Origin of the sequence: Cohnella silvisoli (assembly GCF_021190915.1) — a bacterium.
GTDB lineage: Bacteria > Bacillota > Bacilli > Paenibacillales > Paenibacillaceae > Cohnella > Cohnella silvisoli.
Window position 1 is genome coordinate 245,613 of the sequence record NZ_JAIOAP010000010.1, and the last position, 17,818, is coordinate 263,430.

Annotated in this window: 16 protein-coding genes; 9 read left to right on the plus strand and 7 right to left on the minus strand. The window is 49.8% G+C overall.

Translation table 11 applies throughout. The annotated features are described in order from the left end of the window. Positions 1 to 21: 21 nt before the first annotated feature. Positions 22 to 954: a D-alanyl-D-alanine carboxypeptidase family protein gene (locus K7P76_RS19530; protein ID WP_232186978.1), complete on the minus strand. Its 933-nt coding sequence runs from the start codon at positions 952 to 954 to the stop codon at positions 22 to 24. Between the two features lie 218 nt (positions 955 to 1,172). On the opposite strand from K7P76_RS19530, the gene K7P76_RS19535 reads away from it, so the two are divergent. Next, positions 1,173 to 3,164: a methyl-accepting chemotaxis protein gene (locus tag K7P76_RS19535; RefSeq protein WP_232186979.1), complete on the plus strand. Its 1,992-nt coding sequence runs from the start codon at positions 1,173 to 1,175 to the stop codon at positions 3,162 to 3,164. A gap of 73 nt (positions 3,165 to 3,237) precedes the next feature. Here the strand turns inward: K7P76_RS19535 and K7P76_RS19540 are convergent, their stop codons facing one another. Continuing rightward, positions 3,238 to 3,546: a winged helix-turn-helix transcriptional regulator gene (locus K7P76_RS19540; RefSeq protein ID WP_232186980.1), complete on the minus strand. Its 309-nt coding sequence runs from the start codon at positions 3,544 to 3,546 to the stop codon at positions 3,238 to 3,240. Positions 3,547 to 3,735: 189 nt separating this feature from the next. Here K7P76_RS19540 and K7P76_RS19545 point away from each other — a divergent pair, with 189 nt between their 5' ends. After that, on the plus strand, positions 3,736 to 4,440 hold the full coding sequence (locus K7P76_RS19545) for a pirin family protein (protein WP_232186981.1): 705 nt from the start codon (positions 3,736 to 3,738) through the stop codon (positions 4,438 to 4,440). Here K7P76_RS19545 and K7P76_RS19550 read toward each other — a convergent pair. The 3 genes from K7P76_RS19550 to K7P76_RS19560 form a co-directional block, all read right to left on the minus strand. Beyond that, positions 4,437 to 5,417, minus strand: a complete 981-nt coding sequence (locus K7P76_RS19550) for a cation diffusion facilitator family transporter (RefSeq protein ID WP_232186982.1) — start codon at positions 5,415 to 5,417, stop codon at positions 4,437 to 4,439. The two genes, K7P76_RS19545 and K7P76_RS19550, sit on opposite strands and share 4 nt — an antisense overlap. A gap of 167 nt (positions 5,418 to 5,584) precedes the next feature. After that, the gene (locus K7P76_RS19555; RefSeq protein WP_232186983.1) at positions 5,585 to 6,397 is read right to left on the minus strand and encodes a histidinol-phosphatase; all 813 of its coding nucleotides are present in this window, start codon (positions 6,395 to 6,397) and stop codon (positions 5,585 to 5,587) included. A 23-nt stretch (positions 6,398 to 6,420) separates the two neighbouring features. After that, the gene (locus tag K7P76_RS19560; protein ID WP_232186984.1) at positions 6,421 to 7,323 is read right to left on the minus strand and encodes a LysR family transcriptional regulator; all 903 of its coding nucleotides are present in this window, start codon (positions 7,321 to 7,323) and stop codon (positions 6,421 to 6,423) included. Positions 7,324 to 7,525: 202 nt separating this feature from the next. On the opposite strand from K7P76_RS19560, the gene K7P76_RS19565 reads away from it, so the two are divergent. From K7P76_RS19565 to K7P76_RS19575, 3 genes are all read left to right on the plus strand, one after another. Further along, positions 7,526 to 9,121: an MDR family MFS transporter gene (locus K7P76_RS19565; protein ID WP_232186985.1), complete on the plus strand. Its 1,596-nt coding sequence runs from the start codon at positions 7,526 to 7,528 to the stop codon at positions 9,119 to 9,121. A 6-nt stretch (positions 9,122 to 9,127) separates the two neighbouring features. Continuing rightward, a complete protein-coding gene (locus K7P76_RS19570) occupies positions 9,128 to 9,697 on the plus strand; it encodes a PadR family transcriptional regulator (RefSeq protein ID WP_232186986.1) in 570 nt (189 codons plus the stop codon). A gap of 102 nt (positions 9,698 to 9,799) precedes the next feature. Then, positions 9,800 to 11,137 (plus strand): MFS transporter, encoded by a 1,338-nt coding sequence (locus K7P76_RS19575; protein ID WP_232186987.1) that lies wholly within the window; start codon positions 9,800 to 9,802, stop codon positions 11,135 to 11,137. Between the two features lie 6 nt (positions 11,138 to 11,143). Here the strand turns inward: K7P76_RS19575 and K7P76_RS19580 are convergent, their stop codons facing one another. Beyond that, positions 11,144 to 12,094: a zinc dependent phospholipase C family protein gene (locus K7P76_RS19580; protein ID WP_232186988.1), complete on the minus strand. Its 951-nt coding sequence runs from the start codon at positions 12,092 to 12,094 to the stop codon at positions 11,144 to 11,146. A 115-nt stretch (positions 12,095 to 12,209) separates the two neighbouring features. Between K7P76_RS19580 and K7P76_RS19585 the strand changes: the two genes are divergently transcribed. From K7P76_RS19585 to K7P76_RS19600, 4 genes are all read left to right on the plus strand, one after another. After that, complete coding sequence (locus K7P76_RS19585; protein ID WP_232186989.1) at positions 12,210 to 12,668, plus strand: chemotaxis protein CheX; 459 nt, start codon at positions 12,210 to 12,212, stop codon at positions 12,666 to 12,668. Positions 12,669 to 12,791: 123 nt separating this feature from the next. After that, entirely contained in the window at positions 12,792 to 13,571 is a 780-nt protein-coding gene (locus K7P76_RS19590) for an SDR family NAD(P)-dependent oxidoreductase (protein ID WP_232186990.1), read from the plus strand. Between the two features lie 22 nt (positions 13,572 to 13,593). Then, positions 13,594 to 15,075: a DEAD/DEAH box helicase gene (locus tag K7P76_RS19595; RefSeq protein WP_232186991.1), complete on the plus strand. Its 1,482-nt coding sequence runs from the start codon at positions 13,594 to 13,596 to the stop codon at positions 15,073 to 15,075. A gap of 161 nt (positions 15,076 to 15,236) precedes the next feature. Continuing rightward, complete coding sequence (locus tag K7P76_RS19600) at positions 15,237 to 16,502, plus strand: S-layer homology domain-containing protein (RefSeq protein ID WP_232186992.1); 1,266 nt, start codon at positions 15,237 to 15,239, stop codon at positions 16,500 to 16,502. A 572-nt stretch (positions 16,503 to 17,074) separates the two neighbouring features. Here K7P76_RS19600 and K7P76_RS19605 read toward each other — a convergent pair. Then, positions 17,075 to 17,635: a putative endonuclease domain-containing protein gene (locus K7P76_RS19605; RefSeq protein WP_232186993.1), complete on the minus strand. Its 561-nt coding sequence runs from the start codon at positions 17,633 to 17,635 to the stop codon at positions 17,075 to 17,077. Positions 17,636 to 17,818: the final 183 nt, after the last annotated feature.

The window sequence follows — 17,818 nt, forward strand, 5'->3', positions numbered from 1 at the left end:
CGACTCACCTGACTAGATTGATTAGGATTTATTATCCATTGTAGCAGACAACGCGTCGAAATATTGCTCCAGCGTCACTTTCTTCTTAGTTATGTCCTTAGCGAGCTCTTTTCCAACATAACGGACATGCCAAGGCTCGTAAGAATATCCGGTTATGGACTCTTTGCCTTTCAGGAACCGGATAATAAATCCATGGTCCGCCGCGTGTTTGGCAAGCCATTTGCCTTCTTTCGTATCCCCGAAGCTTTGCTCCAAGGCATATCCGACGCTTGCGCTTGAAACATCCATGGCTAGACCTGTCTGATGCTCGCTTTGACCGGGACGAGCGCTTGTACGGTTAGCGACTTCCTCGCCTTTAGTATCGGCATTGCTCTTGAATATCGCTTTCTGCGTCGCGTAGGATCGATATCCCGACACGGCCTTCAGCTTAATGCCGTCGTCCTTGGCCGCGTCAAAAAGAGCTTCCAATGCTTTGGCTGCTTCTTTGCGCATCTGCTTCTTAGGAGAATCGCCCGAGAAAGAAAACGGAACGTTAGGAATGACTAAATCTTTGGGCGCGTAGCTTGACGGCAGGTTGCGTTTCTTGTTGACTAGGACAAATAGACTGGAAGTATTAGTGACGACCGCGAGTCCGTCTTTATTCTTCTTTACGGTAAGTCTAGGTAAATTGTCGGCTAATAGAGAACTAATCGACGTTTCTTTGACCGGCGGCTTCGTCTCGGCGGGTGGCTTAACCGACGGTTTGCTCGGAGGCTTCTCAGAAGGCTTAGGATTTTTAGCGGGTTCGCTGGAAGGCTCGACTGTTGGTTTGCTAGAAGGCTCTATAGACGGCTGCTGCTGCGAAGCTTCAGGGACGGCCGCTGATTTCGTTTGGGTATTGGCATTAACTTGCGACCATAAGCCGCCTACAACGATGACTCCGATCAATGCAGTGAAAACAACTTTCTTTTTCATCAATCTCTCTCCTTCAGATATCTCGTCTGAATGTAAGATTAAGAGATTGATGTTGCTACGTTATATCGACTTGTAACAGACTTGTAAACTTTTTGCAGAGCGCGATCGGATATTGGCTAAATTTGCTTTAAATTGCGAGATGGCGTCGAAAATAAGGAGGAAAACGGCAGGGTTGTGTCAAAAGGTGTAAAAGGTAAATTGAGGAGGATGTTCGTTGTATGGTATCCCGTCGCCGTTTCTGGGGTTATTTGCGAGTTCAGGTTTTGTTATTAATGTTGGTCGTGTTGATGCTGCCTCTTGGTGGGGTAGGGTGGCTGTATTATTCAACTTTAAGCTCGGATTTGCGCGATATCGAGAAAGCGCATGCTCTAGAAGTGAGCGACTCCGCGCATCGCTTGTTGAGCCAGCTCGGCGAACAATTGTCCGGCTCCGTCATCACTAACGCGAAGTGGAAGGACAATTGGACGGCTGTTAAAGACAGAGACATCGCATGGATCAAAGAGAACGTTGACGTATCTTTGGAGGTTATCCCGAATCTTAGTTTTCTGGCCACGGCCGATAATGAAGGAAACGTGCTCACGCAAGCCGGAGACATTCCCGAATTCATGGGGAAATTAAAGGATCCGTCCATCGTTCAGAAAGTTAAGAAGGACACGGATGTGTACGGTCTCATCCAAACCTCTAAAGGGATCGCGATCATCGCGGCTTCCCAGATCACGGATGAGCAAAGAAAAGAAGTTTCTCCAGGTATGCTTATCTTCGGACGTTTTTTGAATGACGACACGATGAAGGGCATTGGAGCGATCTTAAACGCCGGTCTGGCTATTCGAACATTCGAAGGCCAGAAGCTGGGAAGCGATCCGGAAACGATCGGATTGCTAGCGAACGCGGCTCCGCTTCCAACGGTTGAGCAGGAGCCTGAATTTCAATCGAATGATCTGAAGGGTACAAGGTTTAGTGAAGTGAAGTCAGGCCATCCGGGAATGTCGGGTCAGTCCATTGCCGAGTTGGTCGTATCCGTTCCCGCGAAAGCAAGCGGCACTGTGCAGAAAGAGATGGTCCGGCTGAGCGGCATCGCGGCGTTGCTAGCGATCGTCCTTATCGTTCTGATAGCGGTTGTGCTCCGTCGCCGTATCATCGTGCCGTTAGTCCGATTTGAGTCCTTCCTGAAAGAGGTATCGGCAGGCCATCTGTCAGGCACGTTATCGGATAAAGTTCGCCGAAGGGGAGATGAAATCGGTTCGATCGCGCGTTCCTTGCAGGAAATGGTTGAGCATCTCAAACAATTGGTGTCTGGCATTCGTTCGACGGCAAACGTGACCTCTGTTGCGGCAAGCCAATTGACGGGGGATGCCGATCAAGCTGCCGAAGGGGCTAACCGGATCGCGGAATCGATGCGCGAGGTAGCTGCAGGTGCCGATTCACAGGCACTAGGCATGAAAAGAGGAGCCGAGGTTACCCGGGAAATCCGAGATAGCATGATGACGATCGGCGATCGAACGATATCGGTCGCAGCGGTTGCAGAGCAAGCGACGCAACACGCGGTTGAAGGAAACGATACGATTCAGCACGCCGTTAAGCAGATGGAACGGATAGCGGTTTCCGTGGACGGGTCCGTTCGGGACGCACACATTCTTCATACGAAGTCGGAGCAAATCGGGAAGATGGTGGAGGCGATATCCGCGATCGCCTATCGGACGAATTTACTTGCTTTGAACGCGAATATCGAGGCCAGCAGAGCTGGTGAGCAAGGCCGAGGATTCTCGGTCGTTGCAGGCGAAGTGAGGAAGCTGGCGCTGCAAGCCGATGAGACGGCTTCGGAAATCACGCACGGGATTGAAGAAATCCAATCCGGAATAACGTCGGTTATGAAGCAAATCGAAGAAGGTTATCGAGAAGTCCAGGACGGTACCGCAATCGTTCGGGAAGCCGGAAACGCGTTCCAAGGCATATCGCTTGGCATTGCGGATATGGAAGGGGAGCTTCGTGAAATTGCCTCGGCGGGCCAGGAAATCGGAGCGCGAATCGAGGAGTTGTCAACTCTGGTTGGACAAACGGAGGCGATTTCCGAAGCGAGCGCGGACCGATCCCAAGACGTCGCCGGCATAGCCGAATCCCAGATGAATTCCGTCCGCAGAGTAGCGGAAGCGATGGGCTCGCTTTCGGAGCGCATTCGTGAATTGGAGCAAGCCGTTAATCGGTTTAAGTAAAGGTTTGAATATTTGAATTACAAAAGCGGGCCCTTGGTAGAAGGGACCCGCTTTTGTGCGTGTTATAATGTTGTTACATCCAGTTCTCGCCCCAATTTTGGATGGAAAGAATGACTTCCTCCAAGTTTCGGCCTTTCTCGGTTAACTCATATTCTATGCGCACCGGCATTTCCGGATAAACGGTTCGAGTGAGAATCCCGCTTGATTCAAGCTCTTTCATGCGATCGGTCAGCATTTTATCGCTCATTTCGGGAATTTGCTCTTTAATATCCTTAAACCGTTTGGGACCGCCGAGCAGCACGCGGATAATTAGTCCCGTCCATTTTTTGCCCAATAACTCGGCAGCCGACTCGTACTTGGGGCACATTTTGGAATAGTCCATACGGATTCCCCCTTTGTTTACATCTTAACATACTCACTTCAGAAAAGTAAGTGATAACTTAATATAAAATAGTTACTTGACATAAGTAAGCTTATAAAATATTCTGGGATCATGAAAAGAATCATGCTAAACAAATCGAAGGGCGTGGGTTAAGATGGAATTAGGATATAACAAAGGAGGCAGTCTATTATGATTAATATTCAACGTGCAGGAGAACGTTATTCCACCGATCATGGCTGGCTAAAGTCTAATTTCAGCTTCTCATTCGCCGATTACTACGATCCGAATTATTTGCAATTCGGTCCGATGAGGGTTCTGAACGATGACTCCATTGCGGCTTCGGAAGGATTTGGAATGCATCCCCATCGAGAGATGGAAATCGTTACGATCGTGCTTAAAGGGCTGTTAGAGCATCAAGACAGCTTGGGTAATCGCGCGCAGACGAGTTGGGGCGGCATTCAGAGGATGTCGGCCGGGACAGGCCTGTTCCATTCGGAATATAACATATCCGAGACGGAGCAGCTTGATCTGCTGCAAATGTGGTTTGTGCCGAACGAGCGGGGAGTGACTCCATCGTATGAAACAACGGAGTTCGATAAGGACGGACTTGCCGATCGATTGGTGCCGGTCGCTTCATCCAGCGCTGTAGAGGGTAAAGTCGCGCATGTGAATCAAGATATGACGATCTACTTGTCGGATCCTTCGGCCGGCAAACCTTTAACCTTCAATCAGCCTGCAGGAAGAAAAGCGTTTCTGTTCGTCCTGGAAGGGGAAGTCAACGTAAACGGGGAAACAAACTTAGAACGTCGGGACGCCGCGCGGATCGAGGATGTGCCCGAGTTGACCATCGTCAGTCCGAACGGTGCCCGCATTCTGTTGATCGATTTACCTTAAACGGTGCTCTGAGCCAAATGCTGCTTTTCCTCTTGCTGCTTAAGAAATTGTTTGCCGTATTCCCCGTGCGGGTGAATGTTGGCGTGCTCCATTTGAATCGTGGAATGGGTAATTCCGTATTTCTCCTTCAGCATGTCATTGACGGCTAAAATGATGCAAAATTGCTGAATGTCGGCTCTCACGAACATATGCGCGGTTAAGGAGTAATGATCGCTGGAAATAGCCCATAGGTGCATTTCATGGACATCCTCCACGCCTTCCACTTTGCCAAGCTCTGCGCGGATTTCGTCCAGATTAAACTTATCGGGAACGGATTCCATTAGAATATAAGTGGCTTCCTTGATTATTCGGTAACCGCCGTAGAAAATAATTCCGCCGATAATTATGCTGATTAAAGGGTCGAAAAACAACCAATTCGTGTAATAAATGACGATTGCTGAAATAATAACTCCGGCGGAGCTTAACAAATCTCCGATGAAATGCCAGAGCGCGCTTTGGATGTTCAAATTTTCCTCTTCATGGTGACTGCGGCTTAGGACAAGGGTTAACACGAGATTTACGACAAAGCCGATAGAGGCAATCGTCAGCATAAGAGTGAAATCAATTTCTTCCGGTTTGAGGAAACGCCTTATGCCTTCGATGAAAATTCCGATCGAGATGACGCAGAGAGCCAGTCCGTTCAGAAATGAAGCGATAATCTCGAACCGCAAATATCCGAAGGTGTACTTGGCATTGGATGGCCGCGTAGCCAAGTAAATGGCTGTCATGCTTAGTCCTAACGCGATCACATCCGAAATCATATGCGCCGAATCCGACAACAGAGCCAGCGAGTTGGACAATATACCGCCGATGATTTCCACAATGGTGAAGAATAAGGTCAAATAAAGGGTAATCCATAAAGTACGTTTGGAGCGGGATTGTTCCTTCACGTGCTCCAAATGATGATAATCGTACTTGGCGTTCAAAGGTTTACTCATAGGCACGCTCCCTAGATAACATAGATTTGTCATGCAATTGAAATATTCCTGTTACCTTTCTGTCGCAGAGGTCGGATATGATAATTAACAAGACCCCCTTTTTTCATAATATTGAAGCCTGCCACCGATGGCAGGCTTCCTTTTTTTTGTTTTCTGCCCTAACTCTATCACAATGGGACGACAATTTTCTGTTTCTGACGGAAAAACACCCAATGTTTAAAGCCGATTTCGCTTAACCGCTTCTGCACAAGCTCCCATTCGTCACCGACTCGGTCGGGGACGTGCGCATCCGATCCGAAGGTCACGTCTACGCCGAAGTGAAGGGCGCGTTCGAGAATCGCATCGGACGGATACCATCCTCCGCAATACTTTGTCTTCCCGCTCGTGTTGATCTCGATAGAGATGTCATTAGCCGCTACCGCTTTCAGAGCTTCGTCGATTTCGGATTCGGCTCCGGCGATGTTGGCGAACTCCGGATAATAGCCTTTCATCGCGTCGATGTGGCCGAGCACCTGGAATAGCCCGCTGTTCACCGAATGAAGAATCAATTCATAATAATGTTTCTTTTCCACGACTTGTTGCGCTTCGTCTTTGTCCTTCCAACGATTGCGATTAAAGATGCTGACTCCCCTCGTCTGGTGGACGGAGCCGATAATGTAATCGAACGGATATGGTTCATAAGAGGCTCGATATAACTCGATCTGATCGACATAGAAATCGGATTCGACCCCAAGCAACACTTCGATCCGATCCTTGTATTTATCCTTAAGGCGAAGAACCTCTGCCACATAATTGGGGAAATCGCTTCTAGCCATTGCGATGCCGGGCTGCGGCTGATCGAGCTCATGGGCAAAATAAGGCGAGTGGTCGGAAATTCCGATAACCTGCATGCCGGACTCAATAGCCGATTCAATGTAGTCGCTGATTTTATCCGAGGCGTGGCCGCATCTGTCGTGGTGCGTGTGCAAATCGAATTTCATGGTCATCTCTCCCGATTCTCTCTTTATTCGCTGCCGATAAACTGATCTTCAGGCATTCCTTTCAAGTCGTTCAGAAATTGCCGCATAGCGCTGTTAACGTATCGTCCCGATTTGGTTATCACTCCGACGGGGTGGCTGACTTCGAATTCGTTCACCGGGATCATCTTGAGCGTACCTCGGCGCAGCTCGACCGCGATGGATAGCTTGGAGACGACTGCCGCTCCCAAATTGAGTTCTACCATCCGTTTGACCTCTTCGCTGCTGCCTAGCTCCATAACGATGTTCGGCTCTAAGCCATGATCGCGGAATATTCGATCGACGAACCGTCGTCCGAGCGTGTCAGGTGAAAGCAAGATGAGCGGAACATCTTTGAGCATGCCGATCGTGATCCGATTGGAGGCGGCTAACGGGTGCTGCGGCGCGACCACAAACTCGAAAGTGTCGTAATAGAGCACCGACGTTTCCACTTGCGCGCTTCGGTCGGTTAAGTATCCGATGCCGACGTCGACGGTGCCATTTTCTACGCTGGACAGTACTTGAGTCGAGGTCATGGACAGAATGCTTGTCTTGATAAGCGGATATTGGTTTTGAAAATAGGATAACACCCTCGGCAAGATCTGTATCGCGATGGATGTCGTCGTCCCTAATACGATGTGGCCCTGCGGAATATGGTTCAGATCGGACAGCTTCTGCTTTAATTGTTCCACGACCGCTAATATTTGCTCGGCATGATCCAGAAATACTTGGCCTCGGTCCGTTAAGGTTACAGGATGATTGCGATCGACCAGTATGTTCTTGAATTCGTCTTCCAGGCTTTTGATTTGCGCGGATACGGCCGGCTGCGTCAGGTTGAGCAGTTCACCGGCTTTACGGAAGCTAAGCGTCTTGGATATGGTGACTAAAGTTTCCAACTGGCTAATGTTCAATGAATCGCCCCCCTTGTATTGAATATATTTATCATGTTAACCGCAGGATATAAAAGGGATTTGTCGCTAAGTTTATTATAGGAGATTATTTAATTCGGAGCAAAGGGTTGATAATTACTCAAATTTGAGTATAATACGTTGTGGATGTAATCAAATTTGAGTACTTATTTATGTAAGCTATGGGGAAGGAAGTTGTGCAAACATGGATGTGAAAAAAAGCAATACCCGACTAGTCGTAGCAGGACTGCTGCTCGGTCTATTCATGGCCGCGCTAGACCAAACGATCGTGTCGACGGCTATGCCGACCATCATCAAGAAACTCGGAGGGCTCGAAAGCTTTATTTGGGTTTATTCCGCATATATGATCGCTATGGTCGTGTCGACCCCGATCTTCGGCAAGCTCTCCGACATGTACGGCCGCAAGCGGTTTTTCCTCATGGGACTATTATTGTTCATGGTCGGATCGATTTTGTGCGGCACGGCAATGAACATGGATCAGCTCATCATTTACCGCGCCATTCAGGGTATAGGCGGCGGAGCCCTGATGCCGATCGTATTTACGATTATTTTCGATCTGTTCCCTGCGGAGAAGCGCGGAAAAATGATGGGTTTATTCGGGGCCGTTTTCGGTATATCAAGCGTATTCGGGCCCATTATGGGCGGAGCCATTACCGATAATTTCCATTGGGGCTGGATTTTCTATATCAACGTGCCGATCGGAATTTTAGCTGTTATCTTCATCGCGAAGGCATATCATGAGACGAAAGTGTCCCGCAAGCAAGTGATTGACTGGGCGGGGGCGATTTTGCTGACAGCTACTATACTGACCTTAATGTTCGGACTTGAGCTTGGCGGTTCGGAGGGTTGGGCATGGGATTCGGCTAAAACGATTTCGTTATTCGTTGCCTCGGCGGTCTTGTTCGTTCTGTTCCTTCTTGCGGAAAGAGTTGCCAAGGATCCCATCGTTAAGCTAAGTCTATTCAAAAAGCGTTTATTCACCAGCAGCATGGCCATTAGCCTTTTGTACGGCGGCGTCATGATTGCGGGGGCAACGTACATTCCGATATTTATTCAGGGCGTATTCCACAAGACGGCTACTCAGACAAGTACCGTTCTGATCCCCATGATGCTTGGCGTCGTGCTGAGCAGTCAAATCGGGGGCAGAGTAGCGAATAAATTCAGATACCGGGACGTTATGATCGTATCTGCGATTACCTTGCTTGTCGGTTCTTATTTACTTGGATTCGTTATGGACACGTCGACAAGCCGTTTGATGATTACCTTATTCATGATCATTATCGGGCTTGGCATGGGCGTATCGTTCTCGCTCCTCAATATCTCGACCTTAAATTCCGTTCCGCCGCAATCCAAAGGCTCGGCTTCCTCGCTCATCACCTTCTTTCGGACAATCGGTTCCGCTCTTGGGGTGACGGTGTTCGGTACATTGCAGAAGCATGAGTTCCAGAAAGGCATTGCGGAAATACCTAATATCAATCCCGCGATGGCTGCCAAGATTAAAGGGGGTCAGGCGCTGCTAGATCCAACTGTCCAGGCTAAGATGGGGTTAACCGCGGATGTCGTAAACGGACTTCTAACGAAGTTGGCGGATTCCATTATCTTTATTTTTCAATGGTCCGTTATTTTGCCGATATTGGCTTTGGTGTTCGCATTGCTGATGGGTCGCGCGCGCATGGAGAAAGCCCAGCCCGGACAACAAGGCGCACCCGGTCCGCAAAGCTCTCATGGCCCGAAAGGCGAAGGAGCAGGCAAGCCGGAGCCGTCTTTCCATGGGGGATAATGCCCCATGTCCATGAAGCTGTTGATATTGGGATTGCTTATGGAATGCAATCGCCATCCCTATGAGATCAGGCAGACGATCAAAGCGCGGAATTGGCATCATACGTTTAAGCTGCGAGATGGCTCTCTCTACTATGCGATCGACCAAATGCGTCAAGATAGCTTAATCGAAGCCATGGAAGTGATTCCGGCAACCGGGACTAATCGGCCCGATAAGACGGTATACGGAATTACGGATAAAGGAAAATCGGTATTTCTTGAGCTGTTGTACGACCAAATGCAGCTGGATTATTATCCTCAGCATCCGATGTTCATGGCGTTGCCATTCGCCCGGCATGCCGATAGTTTACGTTTGGAAGAAATTATTGCGGAGCAGCTCGTAGCCTGCCGCACAAGAATCGCGAGAATCGAGGGCGTGCTGGATCTCAAGAGCGATTGGCTGCCTCGAGGAGCGGTTCGCATGATTCAAGGCATACTTCGCTTATCCGTGGCGGAACGAGATTGGTTGATCGAATTGCTGGAGGATGCCAAATCCGGCGAGTTAATCGATCCCGGGCGAGTGCCCAAACCGCAATAAGAACCAGATTATAAGCCCGGAGATCATTAGGGCGGGTCACCCCCGTCTTAGTTCTTCCGGGCTTTTTGCTTATCCTAAAAAAGGTAAGCGCAGGATTAAATAATGTTAAAGGGCCTGTCCATGAAAGGAATCGCCCATCCTGCGTCGAATGTTTCCGTCAAACAACGCGAAAAGCGAGAGAGGCGATTGCCCAGAATGGACGATAAGAAGAAGATCAAAGCCTGGGTTTGGTACGACTGGGCGAATTCGGCTTTTGCGACAACGATCATGGCTGCGGTTATGCCGATTTATTTCATAAGCGTAGCGGGCGGAACCGATGGGAGCTGGAGCTTTACGCAGACGGCCGCGGCTCTGGTCGTGGCTCTGCTTTCTCCGCTTATGGGGGCTATCGCGGATCATACGGGCAAAAAGGTCGCTTTTCTTAGGGTGTTCAGCATCATCGGGTCGGTCGCGAGTGTCTGCATGGCTTTCGTCGGAGCTGGGGACATGTGGCTGGCATCGATACTCGTCGTCACCGGGATGGTCGGGTTCGGCGCGGGAAATACGTTCTACGACGCCTTACTGAACGACATTACCTCTCCCGCCAAGCGGGAAAGCGTAAGCGCGCGCGGATATGCGATGGGCTATTTGGGCGGCGGGGTGCTGTTGGCGGTGAACCTGGCATTGATCCTTGGTTGGGAAACTTTCGGGCTCCCGGATAAAACCGCTGCATCGCAAATTTCCTTCATCACCGTCGGCACCTGGTGGTTCGTCTTCTCGTTGCCGTTATTTCGGCGAATCAATGACCCGCAATTAGCGAACAAAGGCAAAGCTTGGGAGTATGTTAAGGCGGGCGCGGGCCGGCTGGGCGAAACGTTCTCCCGCTTGAAACATTATCCGGAGCTGCTTAAGTATATGGTCGCTTATTGGTTTTTCTTCGATGGCATCAACACGATTATCGTGATGGCGGCCAGCTATGGCACGACGATCGGAATCAAGGACAGCGATCTCATAACGGCGTTATTAATTACGCAGTTCATCGGATTTCCGGCAACGTTGCTATTCGGGAAAATGGCCGATAAACTTGGCAGCAAGAAGATGCTTTACAGTTCTTTAGTCACCTATTTAATCATTGTCATACTTGGCTATTTCATGACAAACGCGTTGCATTTTTATATGCTGGCCGGTCTGGTCGGTCTAGTTCAAGGAGGATCGCAAGCGACCTCCAGGGCAATCTTCAGCAAGATGATTCCGCGCGGGCGAACCGCCGAATTCAACGGGTTCCTGAGCTTCACCAGCCGGTTTTTCTCCTTCGGAGGCCCGCTTGTATTCGGCATCGTTAAGCTTATCAGCGATTCAAGCCGATCGGCTTTGCTGGCTGTCGCCTTATTTTTCATAGTCGGAATTCTGTTGCTCAGGTTGGTGAACTTGGAGAAAGCGGAACGCGAAGCTTTGCAATAGCCGATACTATTTAATGGGGATAACAGAATCTGCGTACGTAATCCAGCCGCTCCCGCAAGGACGGCCGGTTTCGTAGGATATATCTTGAAGCAACTCAGCGAACCGAGCTTTCGGTACGGCCGAATTTGCCTCGGTTTCCACATTCAACCAAGCGATACACGCCGCGGTCGTTGCAATCGCATCCGTTAGCGCGTGCTCCCACAAATCCATCGCACTTTCGGTTCGGATGAGCGTACGATCTGTTGGATCTATCCATGGCTGCAGCGTTTCGTTAAGGACATCCCAATCCGGAAGCAACCGCGGAGGAGAGAAGGGCTCCAACTGTCCGAAAGTCAGCTTACCTTTCCAACCGTACGGATCGAAAAATAACCGTTGAGCCGTTAATAGCTGGGCGACGGCATCATCAAGCCGATCAGGAGTGATTTGCGCGGCAAGCACGGGATAGTGATAAGAGGCGATACGTAGGAACTCAGCCGCAAACCCGCCAGGAAGCCGGTCGCCCGTATTTATTTCCGGTGCAACTGGTGTCGTTCCGGTGTGGATTCCTGCCCGCTTCATGAGGATGACGGAATCCATCGCTGTTTCATAGCGTTGATGATGCCACTTCTTGAAGCCGGATCGACTGAATACGAAGGGATGAAGATGTCGATCCAGAATGTGATGGAGCAGAAATCCGATCGCATAAGCAACCGCATGATCGTCGATGGGACGCTTACGCACAACGTCGAACATGGACAGCAGGAATGGTCCACAGCGCACGTTATGCATCTGCGAGCCGAGCCGATTCAAAGGGGTTGCGGCCTGCCAAGGCAGGAAATGATCGTAGAACAAGAAATCGGGGCCTTGGCATCCAAGCTGGAAAGAGGCTTTCCACTCTGGATTAGCCATAGGACCTTCTTCCTGGATTGCGGTTAGTACTTCTTTTCCAAATTGGATATGAGCCCATATATTCGGCATTGTTCATCACCCTCTGACAAAAACAGTGTACTTGTACCTATGATTTCAGTATAATGAGGGAAAGCGGTTACGGCTAGCGGTTTCAATCCAAGTAGGAAAAGGGGCTCGTTTAGGCATGAAGGCTGAGTACATCAACCCGTTTTTGGAATCCGCGCGTTTGGTTATCGAACAGATGGTACAAATCCGTCCCAGTACAGGACAACTGTCGATCAGGGACATCAAATTTGCGGAAAACCATGTATGGATCCAAATTGGACTTACGGGGCATATGACTGGAGACATCGTCTTCGGATTAAGCGAATCGGTTGCTTTGCGGATGATATCCGCGATGATGGGCGGTTATGTCATTACCGAAATCGACGATATGGGGAAAAGCGCGATTTCCGAATTGGGCAATATGATAAGCGGAAACGCCAGCACGATGCTGTATAATCAAGGCGTGCATGTTGACATAACGCCTCCTAAGATCATGGGTTCCCATTTTGCATCGGCGACGGGAGCCAAGAGAGCACTGGCTGTTCCTCTCATCATGGACGGGATCGGCGAAATGGAAATCCAAGTGCTGATTGCGTAAATAAATGGATTCGCCTACACTTATAAGCGAGTTAGACCGCCCCGGCAGGGGCTTTTTTCATGGTAAGAACAGAATATACAAGTTTCCATTTCCAACGCTTATATCCTTCAAGGAGGGGTATGCTTGAAAGTATCGTTACATAACAAAGTTGTGCTCATTACGGGCGCATCGAGCGGAATTGGCGCTTTGGTTGCGAAATTACTGGCGGAGCGCGGAGCTATCCCGATTTTAACAGCGCGGTCACGGGATAAAATGCTGGAGATATCGGCATCCATTAAAAGCGAGCATGCGGTTTATGAAATGGATGTTACCTCAGAGGAGCAGGTTACCCGGGTTGTATCCGAAGCGTTTAAGCGTTATGGTAAAATCGACGTATTGCTTAACAATGCCGGCTTTGGCGAATTTGTTCCGTTTGCGGAAGCTTCTCTTGCCCATTTTCAAGAGATGATGGACGTGAATTACATGGGCACGGTACGCTGCACGCATGCCGTTCTTCCTTATATGGTTAAGGCAGGGCAAGGGCATATCGTCAATGTAGCCTCAATAGCAGGCAAGATGGCAACCGCGAAGTCTACGGGCTATTCGGCAACGAAACACGCGGTTCTCGGATTAACGAACGCATTGCGGCAAGAAATGCGCGGCAGCGGGGTAATGGTGTCCGCCGTAAATCCCGGACCCATCGATACTCCGTTCTTCGAGCGCGCCGATCCGCGAGGAACTTATGTGAGCAACGTACGCTGGTTCATGATGACGCCGGATAAAGTCGCGCGCGCGATCGTATCCGTTATCGAGAGGCGCAAGCCGGAGCTTGATTTACCTTGGACAGCGTCGGCGGGAGTTCGGATTATGCAGCTATTTCCGCTTAGCGAGGCCCTCTTCGGGCGTTTCATGAATAAGAAATAGGTTCAAACAAGGAGTCGATATGATGGGTTTTATCGAATTGGGATTAAATGAGGCACTCGCGGATAAGCTTATAGCCTCCGGGATTAAGGAGCCTACCGACGTACAAAGCCAAGCATGGCCGCCGTTGCTGGCCGGTAAGGATGGCGTATTGGTTTCTCCGACCGGGACCGGGAAAACGCTCGCTTATTTATTGCCCTTATTGCAGAAAATCGATGGTACGCGCCGGGAAACGCAAGCGATGATTCTTGCGCCGACCCAGGAGCTGGCGATGCAAATTATGCGGGAGGCGGAAGCTTACGGACAGCCGTTAGGAATCAAGGCGACGGCGCTGATCGGAGGCGCTTCCTTGGCCCGTCAGCTCGAGCGGATGAAGAGCAAGCCTGCGCTTATCGTCGGTACGCCGGGTAGAGTTCGCGAGGTAGCGACGACCCGCAAGCTTTCTCTTCATGCGGTCACTTTCGTCGTCATTGACGAGACGGATCGGATATTCTCGCTGGGCGGCAAGAGCGACGTGGAAAATCTGATGCGCCAATGCAACCGCGATCGGCAAACCATCTTCGTATCGGCAACCCGTTCGGAAGCCATGAGGGATGCGGAGAAGAAATGGCAAAAGGAACCTTGGGTTTCCGATGTAACGGAGACAGAGAATGAGAACGGACTGTCGTCTACGTTGCAGCATTGGTATTTTCTCAGCGATCGACGCGAGAAAATCGATATGATCCGTAAGCTCGTTCGGCATATGAAGCCGTCCTCGGCGCTTTTGTTCGTCAACGATACGGAGAAAATCGGCGAGTTGCTCGCGAAGCTGCGATATGAAGGGTTTTCCGTCGATGCCCTATACGGAGATACGCGCGGGCAAGAGCGCGGAGAAGTAATGCAGCGTTTCCGCAAAGGGCGTACGACGCTGCTAATTGCAACCGACGTTGCGGCAAGAGGGCTGGATCTTCCCGGCCTGCCGCTAGTTATCCAATTTGAGCCCGCTCTCGATGCGGACCATTATGTTCATCGTTCCGGCAGAACGGCGAGAATGGGCCGCGAAGGGACGTCGATCACGCTGATCACCGCTCAAGAGCGATTCATTATCGATAAATTGGAGAAACAGCTCAAAATCCAGGTTCAACCTAAAATGCTGTTCGAAGGTCGTGTCGTTTCTTTGGAAGAGGGGGGCGCACGCGAAAATCCGGCTGCGGAGAAAAAGCCTCGGGTGAACCGTGAGGAGGCGAAGGACCCACGACCGGTATGGAAGTCGAAAACCGAATATTTGGAGACTCTCAAGCCGAAGCCCGAAATAAAGCCGCAATTGCAGGGGGAACGTAAACCGACCGACAGACCTCCAAGTCCTGCAGCTGCGTCCAAAACCGTTAAACCTGCCGCTAAAGCTGCGGAGAAATCACCGGTCAAACCCGCCAAAGTCAAAGCAGACCGCGAACGGGATCGCAAAAACAAAGGCGCCCCGAAATGGCTGAAGGAAAAGCGGGAGACACCGCCCGATAACAACAAATAACGCGAATAGGACTCATTACCTCGTTGACGGGGAATGGGTCCTTTCTCGTACTTTAGACTCATTTTACGACTAGGACCCTCTTATAATCGCGTTGCTCCCCGAAATGTATAGGCATACGGTATTTTCCGTCAATACGATACAAAAGGGAGAGTGTTTTCAAAATGAAACAAACGCAGCCAATCTGGAAGAAAACCGCAGCCGCTACGCTAGCGCTCAGCATGCTAGTCGGAGGTGCAACGGGAGTGATGGCTTCCGCCAAGTCGTCGAAACACGGATCCGAGCATAATAATGGAAAAGGAAAAGCTAAAAAAGTCGAAATTAATCTAAACTTCGGCGACCTGAACCAGAATGAATGGAAATGGGCATACGATCATATTATCCGTCTAGCTGCGCAAGGCGTCTTTAACGGATATGAAGATGGAGACTTCAAACCGCGCAACAACATTACCCGCATCGAAGCATTGGTAGCTGCCGTTCGCCTGCTTGGGCTTAAGGAAGAAGCAGAGAAGCCGGAGAACATGAATGCCAAGCTTAACTTCAAAGATTTCGATCAATTGAAGAAAAAATACGGCTGGGCCGTCGGTTATGTAACCGTCGCTCTGGAGAACGACCTGTTCTCCGAAACCGAAACCTCCATTCAAGCCGACAAACCGGCAACCCGGCTTTGGGCTTCCGTGTTATTGGTAAAGGCATTAAAGCTTGAAGCCGAAGCGAAAACAAAGATGGATACGGTGTTGCCGTTCCGTGACGCGAAACAAATTCCTGCCGGTTCCGTTGGGTACGTTGCAGTCGCATTGGAGAAGAACCTCATCACCGGTTACACGGTTACCGGTTCAGATGATCATGATTCTGATGACGATGATAATGATTCCAATTCCTTCGATCGGATATTCCTGCCAAACAAGCCTGTAACCCGCGCCGAGTTGGCTGCTTTATTAGATCGCGTTGACCAACAACTGCCTGACGACAAGAACGCTCAAGCGATCACTGGGACTATTCAAGTCATCGCTAATGGAAGCATAACCGTGAAAAAAGCCGATAACACAACGGTTTCGGTTCCGGTTGATGCTAACGTGTTTATTTTCCGCAAGGATGTAAAAGCTCCGTTGTCCGCCCTTCAAGTCGGAGACGAAGCGCTCGTTCGCACATTCCAAGGCAAAGCTGTGTTCATCGAGGTAACGAAGCCTGCTGCATCCGCCGTGCAATTGACGGACTCCGGGAAAGTCAGCTCTTTCACGTTAAACGCACAAGGCAAAATCGCCACGATCTCGATTACCAAAGACGTGAACGGAACGCAACAGGTTATCATCTATAACGTTGATGCGAATGTCGCGATTACCGGAAATAACGGCGTGCTGTCGCCTAACTTGAACGTCATCGTCAAAGGCGAGAACAACGTCGTGAAGAGCATCGAAATTCAAGCTTAAGATAAGCAGTCAAGATTAATCATACCCAACCCGATCAACCCGAAAACCCAAACCGATCAACCCGAAAACCCAAACCGATCAACCCGAAAACCCAAACCGATCAACCCGAAAACCCAACCCGAAGAACCCAACTTCGTGAGAAAGCCTCCAATCCCACTTAAGAGTGGCGAATGGAGGCTTTCTTTTTTAGCATATCAGAAAATATAAAAAGGGCTGACCTATTTCGTCTGTGTGCTTACGATGCTTTTCATCGTATTGCACGAGTTGTCAGGTCATTTTTTGTTTCTAACGATGATTTTCATCGTACGGGGGAGTATATTCAGTATTTTAAGCTCAAAACGACGCCGATACGATATTTTATATCTTATCGTCTAGCCGAATGCACGAAACTCGGACTGATACGATGATAAGCATCATAATGGTAGTCGCCGCCTTGCTCTTATGGAGCCAGATCGTCCCATTTGGCCTTAGGAGACAGCAAGAAAGCGTTTATTCGATGGGTCCCTTTTCCCGCTGGCAGAAGATATTCCTTATCGATTAAACCGTGAAGCCATTTTCTCGCTTTCTGTCCTTCAACTTGCAGCAGCTCTGCGACATCTTTCGGACGCATAGGCTTTACTAGACGTAAACGGAAAGCTAGCCGCAGGATTTCCCTTTCTTCGGGCGAGAGTCGAATGCCTGAAAATCCGCCTGCACTCTGCTTGCCATAAATCGTTCCCATGAACTGCAAAAAGCATTTGCTGGCACAATCGCGGGCGTTCTTTGACCCTATTGTGTGTGAACCGTAAAACTTTCCATCCGTCTAGGATCAGATGGTTTTGTCTGATCCGGTCGTCGTCGAAGCCGGCCAGACTGATTTTTCGCGCATGAGTTTCCAATCCGTCTCCTTCGATATTCAAGCGCACGACACCAGGAAGAAAGGCGTAATCGAGAAAACGGGTACCGTCGCGAAAATCGGATACCTCGTATTCCGGATGCAAATGGTCGAAGTGTCCGATAGCCGGCCACCAGACATTTTCCAGAATCAGTTTTTCCAAGAAGCCGTGACCTTCGATAAGTCTTCTTAGGCGTTCTCCCTTACGCGCTTTGCGGTGCTTTTCAAGAAAGGCTTCGTAAGCGGTATTGAAATCCATTCGCATCATCCTCCGGAAACGAATAAAGCCGCCTTGCGATTCAGCTAACGCTGAACGAAAGAGCGGCTGCGTGCTGCGCATGCCTTGTTTTGGAATTTTATAATGAAAGTATAATGGCCAACCGCAAAGCATGTCAATTACTGGAATCCAAGATCCAAACGTGTTACGTTGCCAAAGGACGGT

Excerpts from the sequence above, each read along its gene's own strand:
- K7P76_RS19530 (WP_232186978.1), bottom strand. The coding sequence starts at position 954 with ATGAAAAAGAAAGTTGTTTTCACTGCATTGATCGGAGTCATCGTTGTA.
- K7P76_RS19535 (WP_232186979.1), top strand. The coding sequence starts at position 1,173 with ATGGTATCCCGTCGCCGTTTCTGGGGTTATTTGCGAGTTCAGGTTTTG.
- K7P76_RS19540 (WP_232186980.1), bottom strand. The coding sequence starts at position 3,546 with ATGGACTATTCCAAAATGTGCCCCAAGTACGAGTCGGCTGCCGAGTTA.
- K7P76_RS19545 (WP_232186981.1), top strand. The coding sequence starts at position 3,736 with ATGATTAATATTCAACGTGCAGGAGAACGTTATTCCACCGATCATGGC.
- K7P76_RS19550 (WP_232186982.1), bottom strand. The coding sequence starts at position 5,417 with ATGAGTAAACCTTTGAACGCCAAGTACGATTATCATCATTTGGAGCAC.
- K7P76_RS19555 (WP_232186983.1), bottom strand. The coding sequence starts at position 6,397 with ATGAAATTCGATTTGCACACGCACCACGACAGATGCGGCCACGCCTCG.
- K7P76_RS19565 (WP_232186985.1), top strand. The coding sequence starts at position 7,526 with ATGGATGTGAAAAAAAGCAATACCCGACTAGTCGTAGCAGGACTGCTG.
- K7P76_RS19570 (WP_232186986.1), top strand. The coding sequence starts at position 9,128 with ATGTCCATGAAGCTGTTGATATTGGGATTGCTTATGGAATGCAATCGC.
- K7P76_RS19575 (WP_232186987.1), top strand. The coding sequence starts at position 9,800 with ATGTTAAAGGGCCTGTCCATGAAAGGAATCGCCCATCCTGCGTCGAAT.
- K7P76_RS19580 (WP_232186988.1), bottom strand. The coding sequence starts at position 12,094 with ATGCCGAATATATGGGCTCATATCCAATTTGGAAAAGAAGTACTAACC.
- K7P76_RS19585 (WP_232186989.1), top strand. The coding sequence starts at position 12,210 with ATGAAGGCTGAGTACATCAACCCGTTTTTGGAATCCGCGCGTTTGGTT.
- K7P76_RS19595 (WP_232186991.1), top strand. The coding sequence starts at position 13,594 with ATGGGTTTTATCGAATTGGGATTAAATGAGGCACTCGCGGATAAGCTT.
- K7P76_RS19600 (WP_232186992.1), top strand. The coding sequence starts at position 15,237 with ATGAAACAAACGCAGCCAATCTGGAAGAAAACCGCAGCCGCTACGCTA.
- K7P76_RS19605 (WP_232186993.1), bottom strand. The coding sequence starts at position 17,635 with ATGGATTTCAATACCGCTTACGAAGCCTTTCTTGAAAAGCACCGCAAA.